Raw genomic sequence first — 19,985 nt, forward strand, 5'->3', positions numbered from 1 at the left:
CTCACTCACCCACGTCCGGGGTCGCACGTGCGTCGACGATGCTGTCGTCGCTCCGTGTCTGGTGTGTCTCCGCCGCTGGCACGCTCACGAACTCGCTCGCCCGGTAGTCGTAGGCGGTGAGCGACCCGCCGTACACGCAGCCGGTGTCGAGGCCGACGGCCCACTCCGTCTCGAAGGGGGCGTCGAGGACAGTGTGGCCGAAGAACACGCGTGGCGGGTCGCGTCGCCGCTCGAACCAGAACGGCCGCTCGTATCCGCTTCCGGTCAGCGACCGCATCTCGAGCAGGTCCGTCGGGCTGTGTTCGACCAACGGCTTCCGGTGGTCGACGCCGCCGTGGACGACGAGGCAGTCGTCCCACGACACGGCGAGGGGGAACGATTCGAGGTCGGCTACGTCCGCCGCGTCGAGTGCCGGTGCTGACTTACTCCCGTCGATGACGCCCTGTTCGTTGTTGCCCCGGACGCTGACCGCGTTCTCGTGGGCGCGCACGAAGTCGAGCACCCCCGCGCTGTCGGGGCCTTTCCGAACGAGGTCGCCGACGAACACGAGCAAGTCGTCGGCACTCGGGTCGAGACGGTCGAGGAGGCGGTCGAGTGTCGCTCGACAGCCGTGTACGTCACCGACGATGTAGATGTCCGCCCACGCGTCGGCGTCGAGGCGGCGGTGGTGGTCTGTGACACCCGGCCCGAACGTGAGTGACGGGTCGGGACCGTCCTGCGGTTGACGATGCGCGGACTGCTCCATCTGGTGCAGGGCAGAACCCTGCCCGGAAATACGGTTTATATGACGCCTACGGTCGCATATATACCGTACATACTCCTACGAACACCTTTCGAGGCCCGCGGTAGTCCCGGTTCGCACAACGCATATGCCCCGCCCGGCCCTCGGCTCGCCATGCACGATTTGGAACGGTACCTCAACGTCCGAAGCGCGTACGGCGCGTCTATCGGACCCGAAGGCACAGTCGCCTTTCTGATGAACACGACCGGGACGCCACAGCTCTGGACGCTCGACGAACCGGGTGCGTGGCCCGAACAGCGCACGTTCTACGACGAGCGCGTCACGTTCTGTACGTGGTCGCCCGAACGCCGCGAACTCGCCTTCGGGATGGACGAGGGCGGCGACGAGTTCACCCAACTGTTCCGCCTCGACGCCGGTACCGGCGAGGTCCACCCGCTGACCGCGACGCCCGACGCCATCCACTACTGGGGCGGGTGGTCACACGACGGCGACCGCATCGCCTTCGCCGCGAACCGTCGCGACGAGTCCGTCTTCGACGTGTACGTGCAGGGCCGGGACGAGCAGGGTGACGACGCTCGGCTCGTCTACGAGGGCGACGCGTGGCTCTCGGCCGTCGGGTGGAGTCCCGACGACACGAGACTCCTCCTCAGCGAGTCCCGGTCGTCGTTCGACCAGGACCTCTCCGTGCTGGATATCGAGACGGGCGACCGCACCCACCTCACGCCGGGCGAGGACGCGGCGCGGTACGCGAGTCCCTCGTGGGGTCCCGACGGCGAGGCGGTGTACTGCTGTACGGACCGCGAGTCGGACACCCTCGAACTCGTCCGCATCGACTGTGACACGCTCGAAACGGCGACGGTCGAGTCGGGCGGGCAGTGGAACCTCGACGGCATCGCACTGGACGACGAGACGGGGCGGTTCGCCTACTCGCGCAACGTCGACGGCTACACCGAACTGACCGTGGGCGAGTTGACCGGTCCGACGGCGTACGAGACGGTCCCCGCCCCGGCCCTCCCAGACGGTGTCGCGGGCGGCGTCAGTTTCGAGCCGGACGCCGACGCCTTCGCCGTCTCGGCGTCCGGGCGGACGACGAACACCAACGTCTACGTGACCGAGTTCGGGGACAGCGACGCCGAGCAGTGGACGCGCGCCTCCACCGCGGGCATCCCGCCCGAGACGTTCCGCGCCCCCGAACTCGTCCACTACGAGTCCTTCGACGGCCGGGAGATACCGGCGTACTTCACGCTCCCCGCCGACGCCCCCGAGGGGGAGACGCCCGTCGTCGTGGACATCCACGGCGGCCCCGAGAGCCAGCGTCGCCCCTCCTTCTCTGGACTGACCCAGTACCTCCTCTCGCGGGGCTACGCCGTCTTCGAACCGAACGTCCGGGGGTCGACGGGCTACGGACGGGCCTACACACACCTCGACGACGTGGAGAAGCGGATGGACTCCGTGCGGGACGTGCGGGCCGGGGCCGAGTGGCTGACCGCCCACCCTGCCGTCGACCCGGGCCGACTGGTCGCGTGGGGCGGGTCCTACGGCGGGTTCATGGTGCTTTCGGCACTGACCGAGTACCCAGACCTCTGGGCCGCGGGCGTGGACGTGGTGGGCATCGCGAACTTCGTCACCTTCCTCGAAAACACCGGGTCGTGGCGGCGGGAACACCGGGAGGCCGAATACGGGTCGCTCGAAGAGGACCGCGCGTTCCTCGAATCTATCAGCCCCATCAACAGTGCCGACAGCATCGCCGCGCCGCTGTTCGTCCTCCACGGAGCGAACGACCCACGCGTCCCCGTCGGCGAAGCCGAACAGATAGCCGAGGAAGTCGCCGAACAGGGCGTCCCTGTCGAAAAGCTGATATTCGAGGACGAGGGACACGGGCTCTCGAAACTGGCGAACAAAATCGAGGCGTACACGGCCGTCGTCGAGTTCCTCGACACGCACGTCTGACTCCCGGTTTCGGTGGAATCGAGGCTCGATAGAACCCGCCAGCCCTCCGGCGTCAACCGGTTATTGTGTCCTTCTGTAACGGTCGAAAACGTCTGTCGGCTTTATTCCCGTTCGGTCCCCGGTTGGTTGCATGACAGTCGTCGAGCGGTCGCGGGACCACGTCGAGGACTTCATCGAGGGACTGGAGGCAGTCTACGGTCGGGTGCCGGTCCAGCAGACGACGGTATCGGTACCGACGGACTACTACGACCGGGTGCGCGAGCAGTGTCTCGGGAGCGTCGGCCGACTCGAGGTTCACCTCCACAACGACGCGGACGAGGTGTTGCTGGTCGAGGACAGTTCGGACCCCGCACCGCCGAGTACTCGCATCGCCGTCCGTGACGACGTGGCGACGGCGGCACGGACTGTCGTCGAGGATACGGTCGGTGTCGCGTGCCAGTCCCGAGGCCTCGATGCGGTGACCATCGTCGGTGTCCACGACGAGGACAGCCCGGACCGTGACGCGCTGTACTGGCTGGTCACGACGCTGACCTGTGACCACGTCGCGGGAACGCCGACGCGGGGGTACTGGGCCAGCGACCTCCCGTCGACGGACCTTCTCAGATGACGCCGGTGGCCCGCGCCACCTCGCGGGCGGCGGCCTCGCTCACGCCGTCCCCGAGAATCGTGTAGCGGTCCCGGATGCGGTGTGCGGTGGTCAGGGCTTCGATGACCGTCTCCGGGTCGATGCCCAGGTCCGCGGCCGTCGTCGGCGCGTCGATGCTCGCCAGCGCGTCCCGGATGTCGACCCACTCCCCGCGCTGGCCGCTGTGGAGGTACTCCGTCAGGATGGACCCGACGCCGACCTGATGGCCGTGCAGGCCCGGGTCCTCGGCGAGGCGGTCTAACTGGTGAGAGAAGAGGTGTTCCGCGCCGCTGGCGGGCCGAGACGACCCCGCGATGGACATCGCCACGCCCGAGGAGACGAGTGCCTTCACGACAATCCACGCCGACTCTTCGAGTCCTTGTTTTATCGAGGCACTGTTCTCGACCAGCATCTCGGCGGTCATCTGGGAGAGCGCGCCCGCGTACTCGGAGTACTCGACGTTTTTCAGCCGGTTGGCCAACTGCCAGTCCTTGACGGCGGTGTAGTTGCTGATGATGTCGGCACACCCCGCCGTCGTCAACCGCCACGGAGCCTCCGCCAGAACCTCCGTGTCTGCGACGACGGCCAGCGGCGGTTCGGCGGCGACGCTGTGGCGCGTGTCGCCCTCGGGCACCGACCCACGCCCGCTGACGATGCCGTCGTGACTGGCCGCCGTCGGCACGGAGACGAACCCGAGGCCGAGTTCGTCGGCCGCCATCTTCGTGATGTCGATGGCCTTCCCGCCGCCGACGCCGACGAGGAACCCCGCGTCCATCTCCTCGGCCGTCGCCACGACGCCCTCGACGGCCCCGAAACTGGCCGTCTCGACGGTGGTCACCGCCGGGTCGGTCCCCGCCGCGGCGAACCCCTCGGCGACGCGGTCACCGGCCACCTCCCGGGGGGTCGGACTCGTGACGACCAGCGGCCGCCCCGTCAGGTGGAGTTCGTCGATGGCCTCGACCGTTTGGTCGAGGACGCCGTGGCCAACCACGACGTTCCGTGGCAGGCGAATCCACGTCGACTTCTCGAACATACACTCCCGTCTCGGGCCACGGATTAAGTGCTTGTCCCTGCGTGCATCGCCGGACGTGACCCTCGTCTATGTCACCTGTTCTCATTATTCCTCCACATTGGTTGCGGACTCTACACGACTGGATTCAAATCGGCAACGGTTGGCTACTCACTGGTATCTGGCAACTAACTACCTACGTCACTGTTGGGGTACTTCGGTATGGCACTGTCACCGACTACAGTCTCCGCCGACCGTCAGTCGACCGCTGGAAGGGGTTCGCGGTGAGTCCTCCCAGCCACACCCGGAACCGACGACTCGCGCTCGGACTGGCATGTGTGCTGGCCCTGTCGGTCGTCGCCGTCGGACCCGCCGCGGCCGACGACGGGCAGACCTACCACGTCCAGCAGGGCGACCGCTGTATCGAGTTCACGCCGATAGCGGGCGACGGGGACGCAACCTCTTTCTACGGCTACGACGGGTACCGTTCGCTGGGGACCCAAGCCCTCCAGCGGCCCGACACTAGCATCCTGCTGTTGCACGAGGCCCCCGACGGCACCGTGAGTCTCGTCGTCGTCCACGACGAGGTCGAGGCCGACGCGACCGGCGGTGCGGTGTCGTTCACCTTCGAGGGGATGCCCACCACCGGTACGTGGCGCGTCCAAGACGACACCGACGGCGTCGATGTCGGTCCCAGCCCCGATATCTGGGACGTGGGCGGCGAGAACCAGACCGTCTACTGGAACTGGAACCCTCGCTGGACCGACGGCGGGGTGTTCGGTCCCGTCGGAGCGGGACTGGACCTCCGCATCGTGCCGGGGTTCAACGACGATGCCGTCCTCGGCCCCGGGTACGCACCCGGCGAGGTGAACCGCTGGCACCTCCTCTCGGGGAACCGCTCGAACCCGACCCGCCACACGCTCTCGATGACCGACCCCATCCGCATCCGTGAGGGGCCGTGTGGGAGCGGAGCCGACACCAACGTGGCGACTGCGGCGGACGGTGGCCCGGTGTTCCCCGTGTTCGGCATCGAGTCCGCCGCGATGAACCGAACGACGGTCCCCGTTGGCGAACCGGTCGCGGTGTCGGTCGCCGTCGAGAACTACGCCGGGGTCGACCGCGAGTACCGGAGTCTGCTCCGGGCCGACATGGAACTACTGAACAGCACGACGGTACCCATCCCCGGCGAGTCGACTCGCACCGTCACCCACGTCGTGGCCTTCGAGGAGACGGGCACCTACCAGATACGCGACGAGTCCGACTACCTCGGAGATATCGTCGTGACGCCGCCGCCCGAACCGGCCGCCAACGCCACCGCCGAGAACAGCACCGTCGAGGTGGCCGTGACGCACGCCGACCCCGGAACCACGCTCGCCACGGCCCTCCCGGCACCGAACGAGTCCGTCTCAGCCCGCGTCGGCGCGCTCGAACTGACTGTCGGGACCGAAGTCGACCACGCCGAACTGACCGTGGACCACGCCGCCGGGCCGCCCAACGGCACGGCACTCGCCGAGCGTGACGGCCACCGGCTGGTCGAGTACGTCGCCGTCGAGAACGCCGCCGACATCGCCGACACCGCGACGATGGACCTCGCGGTGGACGGGCGTCTCGATGCGTCGAACCTGACGGTCCGGCAGTACGACGGAAACGAGAGCACGTGGACCACGCCCACCGTCACCCGCGTGAACGGGTCGCTCTGGGTCACCGTCTCCGAATTCAGCACGTTCGCCGTCACCGAGCGTGTCCCCGACGTGACCGTGGACGGTGCCACCGTCGGGTCAACCGAGGTCACCGCTGGCGAGGCGGTGACCGTCACCGGGACGGTCACGAACGACGGCCTCGCCGACGGCACGGCCACACTGGGACTCCGTGCCGACGGGTCCCGCGTCGGGGCGGCAACCGTCACCGTCCCGGCCGGCGAGAACCGGACCGTCGCTGCCGAACACACGTTCGCCGAGGCTGGCGCGTACCGCCTCGCCCTCGGGAACAGCACAGCCGGCACCGTCGCTGTGACGGCAGAACCGACGCCGGACACGCTGACACCGGGCACCGAGACGGACGCACCGCCCGCGACGGCCACTGTCGACAACGTGGCCGCCGGGACCGGCCCCGGGTTCGGCCCGGTGGTCGGACTGGTGGCCGTGGTGCTGAGCGTCGGCGTGGCGATGGTGGCACTGACGCGGGGCGAGTAGAACGAGGAGGGCCACGTCCCCAAGCGGGGGAGACGGTGGCTAGTCGTCGGCCTGTCCGGGCACGGCGTCGTCGCTCCCGCCCGCAGTCGGCGTGGCGGCGGCGGGCGGTTCGGTGCGCACGTCGGCCTCGTCGTCCTCCGCGATGATGTCCGCGTAGGCGTCGGGCAGGACCTTCACGAAGTTCTCGAGTTCGTCCTCCCAGTTGTCCAGCACGTACTGGCCACGGTCGCTGCCGGTGTAGGCGACGTGGTTCTCGACGAGGCGGCGGAGCATCCGGCGGTCCCGGTCGTCCAGCGTGTCGAACGTCGAGACCATGCCGCGGTTGACCTTCGCCTCGAAGTCGCCTTCGCGGTCCAGCACGTAGGCGACGCCGCCGGACATCCCGGCCGCGAAGTTCTTGCCCGTGTCGCCCAGCACCGCGACGGCCCCACCGGTCATGTACTCACAGCCGTGGTCGCCGACCGATTCGACGACGGCTTTCACGCCGGAGTTGCGGACGGCGAAGCGTTCGCCGGCCTGTCCGTTGACGTAGGCCTCGCCTTGGGTCGCGCCGTAGAGTGCGACGTTGCCGATGAGGGTGTTGTCCTCCGGTTCGTAGGGCGCGTCGGCGGGCGTGTTGACGACGAGGCGGCCGCCGGAGAGCCCTTTGCCGACGTAGTCGTTGGCGGTCCCGGTCAACTCGAAGGTCACGCCGTCCTGTAGGAAGGCACCGTAGGACTGTCCGGCGGTCCCCTCGAAGTCGACCCGGATGGTGTCGTCGGGCAGGCCGTCCGTGCCGTGTTCGGTGGAGATGCGGTTCGAGAGCGTCGCGCCGACGGCACGGTGGACGTTCGAGATGTCCATGTCGAGCGAGATGGGGTCGCCGCGCTCGATGGCGTCCTCGGCCTCGTCGATGATGTCCCAGTCGAGTTGCTCGTCGACTTCGTGGGTCTGCTCGCGGGTCTTGTAGCGGTCGTCGTCGCCCGCGGGTTCCGCGAGGATGGACGAGAGGTCGAGTTTCTTCGCCTTGGGGTGAGTCAGGTCCTCACGCTGGCGGAGCACGTCGACGCGGCCGACCATCTCGTCGACCGTCTCGAAGCCGAGTTCGGCCATGATTTCGCGCAGTTCCTGCGCGATGAAGGTCATGTAGTTGACGACGTGTTGGGGTTGTCCGGGGAAGCGGTCACGCAGGTCCTCGTTCTGCGTGGCGACGCCGACGGGGCAGGTGTTCTCGTGACACTGCCGGGCCATCACACAGCCGGAGGTGACCATCGACGCCGTACCGAAGGCGAACCCTTCCGCACCCAACAGAGTGCCCACGGCCACGTCGCGGCCCGTCTTCATGCCGCCGTCGGTGGTGACCTTGATGCGCGAGCGCAGGTCCGTCGCCCGGAGCATCTGGTTGGCTTCGGCGATGCCCAGTTCCCACGGCAGGCCCGCGTTCTTGATGCTCGTCTTCGGCGACGCGCCGGTCCCGCCGGAGTGACCCGAGATGTGGACCACGTCGGCGTTGGCCTTGGCGACGCCCGCCGCGATGGTACCGATACCGTCCTCGGCGACGAGCTTCACGTTGATGTCCGCGTCGGGGTTCGCCGCCTTCAGGTCGTGGATGAGCTGCTTGAGGTCCTCGATGGAGTAGATGTCGTGCAGCGGCGGCGGCGAGATGAGGCCGACGCCCGGTGTCGCGTACCGGACGTGTGCAATCATCTCGTTGACCTTCTTGCCCGGCAGGTGGCCGCCCTCCCCGGGCTTCGACCCCTGTGCCATCTTGATTTGAATCTGGTCGGCCGAGGAGAGGTAGTCGGAGGTGACGCCGAAGCGACCGGAGGCGACCTGTTTGGTCTTGCACTCCTTTTCGGTGTCGAACCGCTCGGGCGGTTCGCCACCTTCGCCGGTGTTCGCCCGTCCGCCGAGGCGGTTCATGGCGATAGCGTTGTTCTCGTGCATCTCCGGCGAGAGACTCCCGAGACTCATCGCCGCCGTCTCGAACCGCTCGACGATGTCGGTGACGGGTTCGACGTCCTCGATGGGGACGGACTCCCGTTCTTCGCCGTCGAAGGTGAGGAGGCCGCGGAGCGTCTGGAGTGTCTCGTTCTGGTCGTTTATCATCTCCGCGAACTCCTTGTACTTCTCGTAGTCGCCGGTGCGGACCGCCTGTTGGAGCGTGCCGACGGTCTGTGGGTTCCACTGGTGGTGGATACCGTCCGAGCGGTGTTCGTACTCGCCCTGCCGCTCCATCTCGGGTTCGTCATCGCCGAAGGCGACGGTGTACCGTTGGCGGAGGTCGGACTCGACATCCTCGATGTCGATACCTTCCGTCCGGCAGGTCGTGCCCTCGAAGTACTCGGCGACGAAGTCCGAATCGAGGCCGACCGCCTCGAAAATCTGGGCACCCTGATAACTCTCGACCGTCGAGATACCCATCTTGGCCATCGTCTTCAGCAGACCGTCCTCGACGGCCTTGACGTAGCCGTCGATGGCCGTGTCGAGGTTCGCGCCGTCCGGACCGGCCACGAGGTCCTCGATAGTCTGATAGGCGAGGTAGGGGTTGACCGCGCCCGCACCGTAGCCGATGAGGGTGGCGAAGTGGTGGACTGCACGCGGGTCGCCCGATTCGAGGACGATACCGACGTGGTTGCGCAGGCCGTTGCGAACGAGGTGATGGTGGACGCCGCCCACCGCGAGCAGACTCGGAATCGGGATGGCGTCTTCCCCCGCGTTGCGGTCCGAGAGGACGAGGATGTCGTGTTCGGTCGCCGCCTCGTCCGCGGCGGCACGGACCTGTTCGACGGCTTCGCGCAGGTCGTCCTCGGGGTCGTAGGTGATGTCGATGACCTTCGAGGAGAGGTCGTTCTCGTCGATGTCTTTGATGGCCGCCGTCTCCTCGTCGGTCAGGATGGGCGAGTCGAGAACGAGTTGCCGGGCGTGGGTCTGCGTCTCGTCCAGCAGGTTCCGCTGGTACCCCAGCCGTGACTCCAGCGAGGTGACCATCTCCTCGCGGATGTAGTCGAGCGGCGGGTTCGTCACCTGTGCGAACAGTTGCTTGAAGTAGGTGAACAGCGGGCGATTGAAGTCCGACAGCACCGACAGCGGCGTGTCGTCGCCCATCGACCCGATGGGGTCTTTCCCCTGTTCGGCCATCGGCTGGATGAGGTGGTCCACCTCGTCGTAGGTGTAGCCGTACAGTGCCTGCTGGGAGCGTAGGGCGTCGACGGGCCCTCTCGGTTCGGGGTCGCGGTCCGTGAGTCGGTGCAACTGCACCTGCTCTTCGCCGACCCACTGGGCGTACTTCTCGTCCACGAGGCCCTCGAACACTTCCTCGTCGGGGATGACCCGCCCCTCGTTGGGGTCCGCGAGGAACAGCTGTCCGGGCTGGAGACGCCCGCGCTCCTCGATGTCGGCGGGGTCGTGGTCCAGCGCGCCGGCCTCGCTCGACATGACCAGTCGGCCGTTCTGGAGCACGTCGTACCGGCATGGTCGCAGGCCGTTACGGTCGAGTACCGCACCGACGCGTTCGCCGTCGGTCGCTGCAACGAGCGCGGGACCGTCCCACGGTTCGACCAGCGAGGCGTGGTAGTCGTACCAGTCTTGGCGTTCCTCACTGACCATGTTCATCTCGCCGCGCCACGCCTCGGGGATGAGCATCCGGAGCGCGTGCGGGAGGTCACGACCCGTCTCCATCAGGAGTTCGAGCGCGTTGTCGACGCTCGCCGTGTCGGACTGCTCGGGGTCGTCGATGATGGGCCTGAGCTTCGCCATCTCCTCGTCGGTGTAGTGGTCGGCGAAGCCCTCGGCGGTGAGGTCCGTCTCGCGGGCGCGCATCCAGTTGATGTTGCCCTGAATCGTGTTGAACTCGCCGTTGTGGATGATGTTGCGGTACGGATGGGCGAGGTGCCACGCGCCGAGCGTGTTCGTGGAGAAGCGGGCGTGGACCATCGCGAACGTCGAGGTCATCCGCTCGTCGGTGAGTTCGGGGTAGTACTCGGGGAGTTGCTCGGCGAGCAGGAGGCCCTTGTAGACGATAGTGTCGCGGTCGAGGGAGACGACGTAGAAGCGGTGGTGTCCGTCCGGCTGTTCGTCCTCGATGCGGTTCTCGACGACCCGACGGCCGACGTAGAGCCGCTTGTCGAACGTCTCGGCCGAAACGTCGCCTTCGGGGCGGACGAACGCCTGTTCGACTCGTGGCTCGGACTCGACGGCGGTGTCGCCGAGCGTGCTGTTGTCCGTCTCGACAGTCCGCCAGTGGAACACGTCCAGCCCTTCGCTTGCGAGTTCCGTTTCCACGATGTCCTTCAGCCCCGCGGTGGCCTCCGTGTCGTCTTTCGGGAGGAAGAACGACCCGACGGCGTACTCGCCCTGCGGCGGGAGGTCCACGTCGAGTTCGTCCGCGAAGAACTCGTGGGGCATCTGGAGGAGGATACCGGACCCGTCGCCGGTGTTCTCCTCCGCGCCCGTGGTCCCGCGGTGTTCGAGGTTCTCGAGCAGTTCCAAACCGTCGGCGACGACGTCGTTCGCGCGACCCCCCTCGAGGTCCATTACGACGCCGACGCCACAGTTCGACCGTGCGTCGGTCGGGTCCGCGAGCCCGGCGTCGCCCGCAGACTCATCAGTAGTCCGTTGTCCAACCATACGCAGTACTTTGACTGGCGAACAAAGAGCCTGTCCCTGAAGGGCTAAGGGTCTGTTAAACTCAAATAAGGTAATATAATCACCCACCACATAATACTGACACTCCGTGACGGTACGAGCCACCTACACGCCCCTGTGGTGTCGTTTTCCGCGTCGCACGCGTGTCGCTACCCGAATACGAAACGCAACACGTTTCGCGTTCACAGTCACTGCGCGACGGCAGACCGACTGGACGACGCGTTTCTGCGGGCAGAACAGGGCGGGTGTCCCGAGGATGTGGCCCGGGGCGGCGCGCGGCCGGACACGGCTGTCCTGACGACGACAGCACCGAGAAAAACGGCCGAACCCTCCTCCGTCAGTAGCTCTTGGCGAAGTAGGCGGTCTCTTCTGCGCCGTCCCCACAGATGGCGCACTCGTCGCCGATGGGTTCGGCGTCCCTGTCGAGGGGGACCATCACGATTTCGGCGGCGATGGCCTTCTTGATGGGGTTCTCACAGTCCTCGTCACCACACCACGGGGCCTTGACGTAGCCCCCGTGTTGGCCGATGGTCCCGAGGATGTCCTCGCGGCTGTGGGCCTCGCGGACGTTGTTTTCGAGTGTCTCCTCGGCACCGGCTTTCAGTTTGGCGAACACGGTGTCGAGGTGGTCCTCGACGGTTTCGACGAGGCCGTCGCGGGCGACGGTTTCCGACTCGCCGTCGGGACGGTGGTTGAGCGTAATCTCCCCGTTTTCGACTTCGTTGGGGCCGACTTCGATGCGGAGCGGGACGCCGTTGAGCTCCCACTCGTTGAACTTGAAGCCGGGGTTGCGCTCGTCCCTGTCGTCGAGGTGGACGCGGAACTCGTCGTCGAGGTCCGCGGCCAACGCCGCCGCGTAGTCGAGAACCTCGTCTTTCGTGTCCTCCTGCCAGATGGGGACGACGACGACCTGTTTGGGCGCGAGCGCGGGCGGAACGACGAGGCCTTGGTCGTCGGAGTGTGTCATCACGAGCGCGCCCAGCGCGCGCCACGAGAGGCCCCACGAGGTGGTGTGGGCCGTCTGCTCGTCCTCGTCCTCGTCGACGTACGTCACGTCGTAGGCCTCCGCGAAGGAGGTGCCGAGGTAGTGGGAGGTCGCTCCCTGCACGCTCTTGCCGTCGGGCATCAGGGCCTCGACGGTCGTCGTCGTGTGCGCGCCGGGGAACTTGTCGTGTTCGGGCTTGCGGCCCCGGAGAACCGGGATACCCAGTACGTCCTCGTAGAGTCGCTCGTATTGGTCGAGACGAGTCATCGCCTCGTCCCACGCGCCGTCCTCGTCCTCGTGGGCGGTGTGACCCTCCTGCCAGAGGAACTCCTTGGTCCGGAAGAAGGGCTTGGTCTCGGTGGCCTCCCAGCGGACGACTGAACACCACTGGTTCACGCGGTGGGGCAGGTCACGGTGGCTCCGGGTCCACTGTGCGAGGAAGGGCGTGATGATGCTCTCGCTGGTGGGCCGCACCGCGAGGCGCTCTTCCAGTTCCTCGTAGCCGCCGTGAGTGACCCACGCGACTTCGGGGTCGAACCCCTCTACGATGTCTTTCTCCTTCTCCAGATACGACTCGGGGATGAACATCGGGAAGTAGGCGTTGGTGACGCCCGTGTCTTTGAACCACGAGTCCAGATGCGACTGGAGGTTCTCCCAGAGCGCGTAGCCGCGCGGTCGGGTGACGATGAACCCCCCCATCGGCGCGTAGTCCGCCAAGCCTGCCTTCTGGACGACTTCGGCGTACCACTCGCCGGTGGCGTGTTCCTTGCTCTCGGTGATGCCGAGGTCCTGCTCGTCGCTCATATCCGGTTGTCCGCCAGCGTGCTAATAAACCCGCCGTGTCGGGCCTCAGAAGGGGTGGGTCACACTGTCACTACAGCGCGAAAATACATTTACATCAAGAAGGTCAAGTGTAAAATATGGACAACGAACCGCCACGCACGGACGAGGTGCTGGACGCTCTCGCTAGCCAGCGTCGGCGTCGTGTTCTCGCCTACCTCCGCGAACACGGTGACGCCACCCGGGAAGAACTCGCCGACGTGTTGACCGGGTGGCTGGCGACGGACCGGGCGTCCGGGCGGGCGGACGCCGAAGACCACGCCCGGATAGCCATCTCGCTCTCACACGTCGCCCTCCCGAAACTCGACGACGCGGGGTTGGTGGCCGTCGAGGAAGAAACCGACACCGTGGCCCTCGAAGCGACGGCACCGTGGGTCGAGACGTGTCTCGATGCAGTTCTCGACGCCGACACGGGGACGGACGACAGGGTGGTCCGACCGTGGTCCGAGTCGGAGGACGCCTGACGGCCGATGACACTCTGCGACATCTTCGCCGGGATGGGTGCGCGACGGCGGACCGTCACCGTCTACAATGCCGACCCCGTCCCGGAGTTGGACGCGTACTTTACGGACTGGAACGTCGAACTCCGTTTCGACCGCCTCCCCGGCGACACGGACGAGGCGTTCGTGACGGTTCGTGCGGGCGGCGAGTTCCTCGGGAGCGTCGACATCGAGGTCCTGACACCGCTCCTCGAACCGGGCGGGGACCGGGCGTGGGACGACGAACCGCTACCGCCGACCGACGCGTTCCTCAGACTGCTCGACGGCACGACGTTCCGCACCGACGACCGCGACCACCTACTTGCGGTCAGCCGCGAGTTCGAAGACCGCGCGTGGCGTGTCGGCGACGGACACCTCCACGCCGGATTCCAGCGACCTGCGGCGTTCCGCACCCAGTGCGACGCCTACGCCCGCCTCGCCGACCGCGGCCTCGACGTTCACCTCTACGCCGACGGGGCGTGGGATGCCCCCGGAGTCGAGGGAGCTTCGGTCACGACGACGACCGACGGCGAACTGGGCCGCTACTGGTTCGTCGCCTTCGACGACGGAGACCGGCCCGACGACACCTCACAGGCGTGTGCCCTGCTGGCCGAGGAACACCAGCCGGGGTCCTACGTCGGATACTGGACGTACGACCCCGAGTGGGTCCGCGACCTGACCGACTACCTGACCGAGACCTACGGCGAGTGAACACTCGACCGCCACCGGCCGTACCCCCACACCGCGACAGCGGCCGTCCCAGCGAGGACAGACGGCCACACGTCCGAACTGAGATAGACGTTCACGGCCGGTAGCTCCGCCCACGTCACCGGATAGAGGTACGGCGGCACGTACCCACCCGTCCTGACGACGAAGTAATCGAGGACGACGTGCAGGCCGACACCACCGAGCAGTGCGGGGAGGGCGACGCGCCGCTCTTCGGGTGTGACGAGGACGCCTCCCACGAGGGCAAACGCCACCGCGACGCCGAGTGTCTGGAGTGCGAGCAGTGAGATTTCGACGCCGGCGACGGTGTGTCTGATACCGCCGAGGACGAAGTACACCTTCGCTACGTCGGGGACGCCCGCCCCGACCATCGCTAGCGGGACGTGTCGGGGGCGGACTCCGTCGAGACGCCAGACGGCGAGCGTCGCGAGGACGTAGGCCGCGAGGACGTGGGTCAGCAGGTCAGTCACCGTCGCCCTCCCGCGGGACGAAGTAACCCGCACGGGTCGGTCGCCAGTGCCGGAGGCCGAGAGCGACGGTCAGCACGACGGCGAGTGCCGAGACGCCGAACATGTATCGGCGGTTCGCGGGGGCACTGACGGCCGTCTGTTCGGCCGCGATTCGTGGTCCCGGACGGGCGACGCCGTACACCTGCACGGCGTCGCCGGGCGCGAGTGCCGCGGGGATGTCGCCGGTGACGGCCCACCCGTTCGTCGCTCGGAAGCCGTCGGGTGTCGTCGCCTCGACGGTCACCCACACTTCGACTGCCTCGCCGTGGTGGGCGGAAAAGTCGCTGCCGAGTGCCTCGTTCGTCGGATAGCGCGACTGCTCGCCTTCGACGGCCGCGTAGTCGGCGAGCGTCCACCCGACGAACGCTAACAGGAGGCAGACGACCACGACGCGGACGACTGGCCGTTCCATCGGCGGGACCGACGGGGTGGCGGGGCAAACGCGTTGTGGAATCTCACCGCTCGCTGGCGAAGGGGCCCGCAGTCTCGGTCCACTCCCACCCCGGGAGCCGGGTCTGGAGGCCCGCCGCCAGCGCGGCGTCCAAGTCGTCGGCCCCGGCCGCGTCCTCCGGGCCGCCGTGGTGCAGCACGTCCGCGAAGTGGAACGTCGCCTCCCCGAGCAGGCGGAGGGGCTGGTTCCCGGCGAGCATCCCCGCGAGTTCACGCCCGAGTAGTTCGTCGACGACGAACCCGGGGTAGTCGCCGTCCACGTCCACGTCACGGAGCAAGCCGACGAGCGCGGCCACGTTGACGGCGAGGTCACCGTTGGCGAACACGGTATCGACGGCCTGTCGGTACTGGGCGGCCGACACCTCGTCGACGTGGGTGTCGAAGTGCGTCCCGAGTTCCGCACGGACGGTGTTCACGAGCGCGACGACTTCGGGTGCCCGGTCACGGGTCCACTCGTGTTCGGCGGCGACGGTAGCGGGCGTAACGTGCATACAGCCCTCTGGACGCCGACGACCTACTCTTTTGCGAAGGCTTTTATAATGGAGAGGCAAAAGACGCGAATACAGGCCGGTTTTCCGAACTCGTCATTGAGAGTTCGGCTCGTCAGTACACCGGACCCGCCGGGGCTATCATGTCATCCAGAGAATACAGCCTGTGTGCTACTGCTGTGGGTCGTGTCGAGCGGACTCGCCGACCCGTCAGCGACGAGTTCCCCGCGAGGACCGACTTTTTCGCCACGTTTGACCTATGAGTACGGTAGACACGCAATTAGAGGAGTTGAAATCGGAGATAGTTAGCGAAGTTCCAAACGAGATTTCCATCTCGGACGTCACCTACGAGGGGCCGGAACTGGTCGTCTACACGCGCGACCCGAAGAAGTTCGCCGGGGACGGCGACCTCATCCGGCGGCTTGCGAGCAAACTCCGCAAGCGAATCACCGTCCGGCCGGACCCGGACGTCCTCTCGGTGCCGGACCGCGCCCGGGAGCAGATTATGGACGTCGTGCCCGAGGACGCCGGCATCACTGACCTCGACTTCCACGCCGACACCGGCGAGGTGGTCATCGAGGCCCAAAAGCCCGGGATGGTCATCGGTCGCCACGGGTCGACGCTGCGGGAGATAACCCAGCAGGTCGGCTGGACGCCCGAAGTCGTGCGGACCCCGCCCATCGAGTCCTCGACGGTTTCGAACGTTCGGAACTTCCTCAAGCAGGAACGCGACGAGCGTCGGGACATTCTCGAACGCATCGGGCGGCAAATCCACCGCGAGGAGATGTCCGACGACGAGTGGGTTCGCATCACGACGCTGGGCTGTTGCCGTGAAGTCGGTCGCGCTTCCTTCATCGTCTCGACGCCCGAGACGCGCGTCCTCGTGGACTGCGGCGACAAGCCCGGTGCGGAGGACGAGGTGCCCTATCTACAGGTGCCCGAGGCCCTCGGCTCCGGGGCGAACTCCATCGACGCTGTCGTCCTCACACACGCCCACCTCGACCACTCGGCACTCATCCCCCTGTTGTTCAAGTACGGCTACGACGGTCCTATCTACTGCACGGAGCCGACGCGTGACCTGATGGGCTTGCTGACGCTGGACTACCTCGACGTGGCCGCCAAAGAGGGACGCGCGCCGCCGTACGAGTCCGAGATGGTCCGGGAAGCAATCAAACACTGCATCCCCATCGAGTACGGCGACGTGACCGACATCTCGCCGGACATCAAACTCACCCTCCACAACGCGGGGCACATCCTCGGCTCGTCCATCGCACACTTCCACATCGGCGACGGCCTCTACAACGTCGCCTTCTCCGGGGACATCCACTACACGGACACGCGCCTGTTCAACGGTGCGGTCAACGAGTTCCCGCGCGTCGAGACGCTGGTCCTCGAATCGACCTACGGGGGCCGCAACGACTACCAGACCGACCAGGCCGACTCGGAGCGCGACCTCAAGCGGGTCATCAACGAGGCCTACGACAGGGACGGAAAGGTCCTCATCCCCGCGTTCGCAGTCGGGCGGTCACAGGAAATCATGCTCGTCCTCGAAGAGGCGATGCGGAGCGGCGACATCCCGGAGATGCCGGTCCACCTCGACGGGATGATATGGGAGGCGACGGCCATCCACACGACCTACCCCGAGTATCTCCGGGACGACCTCCGGGACCGCATCTTCCACGAGGACGAGAACCCCTTCCTCGCCGACCAGTTCAACCACATCGACGGCGGCGAGGAGGAACGGCAGGAGGTCGCCGACGGTGGTCCCGCAATCATCCTCTCGACGTCGGGGATGGTCACCGGCGGCCCCATCATGTCGTGGCTCGAACACCTCGGGACGGACCCGGACACGTCGATGGTGTTCGTCGGCTACCAGGCACAGGGGACGCTCGGCCGCCGCATCCAGAACGGCTGGGACGAGATTCCCGTCGGCAACGGCGGCCGGGGCCGTGGCGACACACTCACGCTGAACTGCAACGTCGAGACGGTCGACGGCTTCTCCGGCCACGCCGACCGGCAGGGGTTGGAGAACTTCGTGAAGACGATGAACCCCCGGCCCGAGAAGGTCCTCTGTGTCCACGGCGACGAGTCCTCGACACAGGACCTCTCGTCGGCACTGTACCACGAGTACAACATGCGGACGTTCGCGCCGAAGAACCTCGAAACGTTCCGCTTCCTCTGAAACTAAGCCCTCGGCCCGCCTTGGCAGGCGGGCCTCGCCCTTAGTATTCCTAACCAGGTGACCCCGCAAGGGGGTTCCGCGCGTCGCGTGGCACGCGACACGCGGTCGGTGGCGCGGCGCACGAGCGCGCCGCGCGTCGGTGAGACAGTGCGGCAGGCCTGCCCTCCCCCGAGTCGTGCGGCCCGCGCACTGCGCGGGCACGCACTCCCGGCCACCGTCGTGATGGCCGGTCACTGACCGGGACCTGCCTGACCTTCCGTCTCTCGAACTGTTCTCTATCGAGCGGCCGACACGCCGGCGCGACTGTGCCTCACAGTGGTTCCGCGCCGTCGATAATCCGCCGCGCTCGCGCGACCAGTTCCGGCACCGCCGTCTCCACCGTCGCGAACGCCTCGCGGTCGTCCCCGCGCAGGTGGCGCAGGTAGTACCCCTCACAGACTGCCGCCATCTCGAACACTGCCAGCGCGCGGTAGAACCGGTCGTGTTCGAACGCCCGGCCGGTCGCGTCCTCGTAGCGGTCGACCAGTGCCGCCCTGTCGTGGTACCCCGACCGAACCGTGAAGTCGGGCACTACCGACGGTGGGAGGCCGGCACGCTCCGCGTCGTCCTCGAACCAGAACGCGAGCAGGGACCCGAAGTCGGTCAGCGGGTCACCGACGCCAGCCCGCTCCCAGTCCAGCACGCTCACGAGGGAGGGCGGCGCGCTCTCGGAGAAGGTGACGTTGCCGAGGTGGAAGTCCCCGTGGACGAGCGTGCGCTCGCCGTCCGGCGCGTTCGCCGCCAGCCAGTCGCCCACGTCGTCGACGCCCGCCACCGCGCGGTCGGTGGCCTCGCGGTAGCGGTCGAACCGCTCGCGCCACGCCCCGACGCGTGCCCCGAGGCCGGCGTGGGACGCCTCGACGTCGAGTTCGTCGTGGTCGGCGTCGTGTAGTGTCGCCAGCGCGTCGACCATCTCCGCACCGACCCGCCGCCGGTGGTCGGGTGCCGCGTACTCGACCGGCTCGCCGTGTCTGAGGACGTGTCCGCCCACGCGCTCCTGGACGGTGAACGGCGCGCCGGCCACCGACTCGTCCCGACAGACCAACACCGGACGCGGCGTCGGCACGCCGGTGTAATCGAGTGCCGAGAGAACCCGGTACTCCCGGAGCACGTCGTGGCTGTCGCGGGTCGCCGCCGAGAGCGGCGGCCGCCGGAGGACGAACCGTCGCCCGTCCCACAGCAGAAAGAGCGTCTCGTTGCCGAGGCCGGCGTCGTGGGGACTGAGTGCCCACTGCTCCGCCCGGCCGAGCTGTTCGGCGACGCGGGCGTAGACGCCCTCCGTGTCGACGTACCGACTCGCGCCGCCCGCCGTCGGGTCAGTCATGGGTAGGCCCCGCCTCTGCCGGGTCAACTACGTCGCCCGCTACGGTGTCGACCCCCACTCTGTCGCAGGCGTCCGCGAGCGGACAGGCCTCCGGGTCGTCGAGACACGCGGGTTCGCGCGCGGTGCAGTACTCGCGGCCGAACTGAATCATCGCCGTGTGGCCGAACCCACATTTCTCGGCGGGAACCGCCGCCTCCAACGCCTCGCGCACCCCCTCGTGGTCGGCGTCGGCCGGGGCCACCCCCATCCGGCGGGCGATGCGGTGGACGTGCGTGTCGACGGGGAAGACGCCGCCGCGGCCGCCCGAGAACAGCAGGACGCAGTCGGCGGTTTTCGGCCCGACGCCACCCATGTCCAGCAACGTCTCCCGGACCGTCGCCGGGTCTTCGTCCTTCACGAAGTCGTCGAACCCCGCCTCGCCCCCGTACTCCGCGACGACGCGCTCGGCGATGGCGATGATTCGCTCGGACTTCTGGTTGTACAGGCCCGCGGAACTGATGGTCTCGGCGAGCGTCTGCTGGTCGGCGTCGGCGAGCGTTCGAGCGAGGTCACCGTCCGCCGAGTCGTAGCGAGCGAGCAGTTCCTCGTGGGCCGGTTGGCTCGCCGTGTCGCTGGTGTTCTGGCTCAGGATGGTGCGGACGAGACACTCGAAGGCGTCCCGGCCGCCGTAGGTCTTGGTCCAGTACAGGTCACCGAGGCGGTCCACGACGGCCTCGGCCCGACTCTCAGGGTCGTCGCCGTCGAACGCCGTTTCGTACCCGCCGCCCGAATCGCCACCGCTGATGTTCACCGCTGGCTCGGGGTCCTCTGCCATGTCCG

15 protein-coding genes are annotated in these 19,985 nt (G+C 67.4%); 6 read left to right on the forward strand and 9 right to left on the reverse strand.

Features of this window, described 5'->3' with window-relative positions; all coding sequences use genetic code 11:
• Window position 1: 1 nt before the first annotated feature.
• Window positions 2-745, reverse strand: coding sequence for a metallophosphoesterase family protein (locus MUG95_RS12045; RefSeq protein ID WP_247008024.1), 744 nt, complete (start codon window positions 743-745; stop codon window positions 2-4).
• Window positions 746-895: 150 nt separating this feature from the next.
• On the opposite strand from MUG95_RS12045, the gene MUG95_RS12050 reads away from it, so the two are divergent.
• Together MUG95_RS12050 and MUG95_RS12055 are read left to right on the forward strand one after the other, a co-directional pair.
• Complete coding sequence (locus MUG95_RS12050) at window positions 896-2,692, forward strand: S9 family peptidase (RefSeq protein ID WP_247008032.1); 1,797 nt, start codon at window positions 896-898, stop codon at window positions 2,690-2,692.
• A 130-nt stretch (window positions 2,693-2,822) separates the two neighbouring features.
• Complete coding sequence (locus MUG95_RS12055) at window positions 2,823-3,299, forward strand: hypothetical protein (RefSeq protein ID WP_247008034.1); 477 nt, start codon at window positions 2,823-2,825, stop codon at window positions 3,297-3,299.
• Here MUG95_RS12055 and MUG95_RS12060 read toward each other — a convergent pair.
• On the reverse strand, window positions 3,292-4,350 hold the full coding sequence (locus MUG95_RS12060) for an NAD(P)-dependent glycerol-1-phosphate dehydrogenase (protein WP_247008040.1): 1,059 nt from the start codon (window positions 4,348-4,350) through the stop codon (window positions 3,292-3,294). The two genes, MUG95_RS12055 and MUG95_RS12060, sit on opposite strands and share 8 nt — an antisense overlap.
• 314 nt (window positions 4,351-4,664) lie before the next feature.
• Here MUG95_RS12060 and MUG95_RS12065 point away from each other — a divergent pair, with 314 nt between their 5' ends.
• The gene (locus MUG95_RS12065) at window positions 4,665-6,518 is read left to right on the forward strand and encodes a CARDB domain-containing protein (RefSeq protein ID WP_247008042.1); all 1,854 of its coding nucleotides are present in this window, start codon (window positions 4,665-4,667) and stop codon (window positions 6,516-6,518) included.
• A gap of 39 nt (window positions 6,519-6,557) precedes the next feature.
• On the opposite strand, the gene gltB is transcribed toward MUG95_RS12065, so the two are convergent.
• A complete protein-coding gene (gltB, locus tag MUG95_RS12070; RefSeq protein ID WP_247008050.1) occupies window positions 6,558-11,126 on the reverse strand; it encodes a glutamate synthase large subunit in 4,569 nt (1,522 codons plus the stop codon).
• Between the two features lie 355 nt (window positions 11,127-11,481).
• Window positions 11,482-12,933 (reverse strand): proline--tRNA ligase, encoded by a 1,452-nt coding sequence (proS, locus tag MUG95_RS12075; protein ID WP_247008060.1) that lies wholly within the window; start codon window positions 12,931-12,933, stop codon window positions 11,482-11,484.
• A 116-nt stretch (window positions 12,934-13,049) separates the two neighbouring features.
• Here proS and MUG95_RS12080 point away from each other — a divergent pair, with 116 nt between their 5' ends.
• On the forward strand, window positions 13,050-13,433 hold the full coding sequence (locus tag MUG95_RS12080; RefSeq protein ID WP_247008062.1) for a DUF7344 domain-containing protein: 384 nt from the start codon (window positions 13,050-13,052) through the stop codon (window positions 13,431-13,433).
• A 6-nt stretch (window positions 13,434-13,439) separates the two neighbouring features.
• Entirely contained in the window at window positions 13,440-14,159 is a 720-nt protein-coding gene (locus tag MUG95_RS12085; RefSeq protein WP_247008064.1) for a DICT sensory domain-containing protein, read from the forward strand.
• On the opposite strand, the gene MUG95_RS12090 is transcribed toward MUG95_RS12085, so the two are convergent.
• Genes MUG95_RS12090 through MUG95_RS12100 form a run of 3 tightly spaced genes read right to left on the reverse strand, consistent with a single transcriptional unit; the run spans window position 14,147 to window position 15,624 of the window.
• Window positions 14,147-14,644, reverse strand: a complete 498-nt coding sequence (locus MUG95_RS12090; protein ID WP_247008066.1) for a hypothetical protein — start codon at window positions 14,642-14,644, stop codon at window positions 14,147-14,149. The genes MUG95_RS12085 and MUG95_RS12090 overlap by 13 nt on opposite strands.
• A complete protein-coding gene (locus MUG95_RS12095; protein ID WP_247008068.1) occupies window positions 14,637-15,095 on the reverse strand; it encodes an OB-like fold-containing membrane protein in 459 nt (152 codons plus the stop codon). The genes MUG95_RS12090 and MUG95_RS12095 overlap by 8 nt, the downstream gene beginning before the upstream one ends.
• Before the next feature lie 43 nt (window positions 15,096-15,138).
• Window positions 15,139-15,624: a DUF7984 family protein gene (locus MUG95_RS12100; RefSeq protein WP_247008070.1), complete on the reverse strand. Its 486-nt coding sequence runs from the start codon at window positions 15,622-15,624 to the stop codon at window positions 15,139-15,141.
• A 256-nt stretch (window positions 15,625-15,880) separates the two neighbouring features.
• On the opposite strand from MUG95_RS12100, the gene MUG95_RS12105 reads away from it, so the two are divergent.
• Window positions 15,881-17,803 carry a beta-CASP ribonuclease aCPSF1 gene (locus MUG95_RS12105; RefSeq protein WP_247008075.1) on the forward strand — a complete coding sequence of 641 codons (1,923 nt, stop codon included), beginning with the start codon at window positions 15,881-15,883 and terminating at the stop codon, window positions 17,801-17,803.
• 310 nt (window positions 17,804-18,113) lie between these two features.
• On the opposite strand, the gene MUG95_RS12110 is transcribed toward MUG95_RS12105, so the two are convergent.
• Both MUG95_RS12110 and MUG95_RS12115 read right to left on the reverse strand, forming a co-directional pair.
• Entirely contained in the window at window positions 18,114-19,166 is a 1,053-nt protein-coding gene (locus MUG95_RS12110) for a phosphotransferase family protein (RefSeq protein WP_247008077.1), read from the reverse strand.
• Window positions 19,159-19,980, reverse strand: coding sequence for an endonuclease III domain-containing protein (locus tag MUG95_RS12115; RefSeq protein WP_247008079.1), 822 nt, complete (start codon window positions 19,978-19,980; stop codon window positions 19,159-19,161). Before MUG95_RS12115 ends, MUG95_RS12110 begins: the two co-directional genes overlap by 8 nt.
• Between the last annotated feature and the right edge of the window lie 5 nt (window positions 19,981-19,985).

Source organism: Halorientalis litorea (genome assembly GCF_023028225.1).
In the GTDB taxonomy this organism is placed as follows: Archaea; Halobacteriota; Halobacteria; order Halobacteriales; family Haloarculaceae; genus Halorientalis; species Halorientalis litorea.